Source organism: Neisseria sp. P0021.S006, from assembly GCF_051956895.1.
Map to the genome: position 1 here is coordinate 1 of NZ_JBQCWZ010001109.1, position 496 is coordinate 496.

Annotated in this window: 1 pseudogene; it reads right to left on the reverse strand. The window is 59.5% G+C overall.

Features of this window, described 5'->3' with window-relative positions:
- A pseudogene (locus ACTHUM_RS18990) lies at window positions 1-496 on the reverse strand (MFS transporter); the annotation flags it as partial.

Sequence of the window (496 nt, forward strand, 5' to 3'; positions counted from 1 at the left end):
AGCAGCAGCGTGCAGCTCAGACTCAGTGCGATGATTTGCGCGGGCGGCAGCCAAGGTTGGGCACGTGCGAGCGTATCGATGGCGGTCATGGACACCAAAAGCGGCAGTTGCAGCGCTTAGAGCAGGAATACGAGTTTGCGGCGCGGATAATTGCGCGAAAACCAGCCCGACAGCGGCGTTACAATCAGGCAGGCAACAGGAATGCCCACCGCCAGAATCCCACCCGTCTGCTTCGGGTTGAAGCCCAAATCCGCCAGCTTGGGCACAAAGGTTGCCGCCATAAACGCATACGGTACGGCAACGGCAAACAGCAAAACCAGCCACCGCCAGCCCGTTTCAGGGTGCTGCCAAAAAGAAACTAGCCGCGTTGCCAACGCCGTCCAACTACCTTGCGCAGTCGGACTTTCCGGCTCGCGGTAGGACAAGAGTTGCAGCAACATCAGCAGGCTGAACGCCAGCATAAAGCCAGCCGCCGCCGTCTGTCCGTATTCCTGAC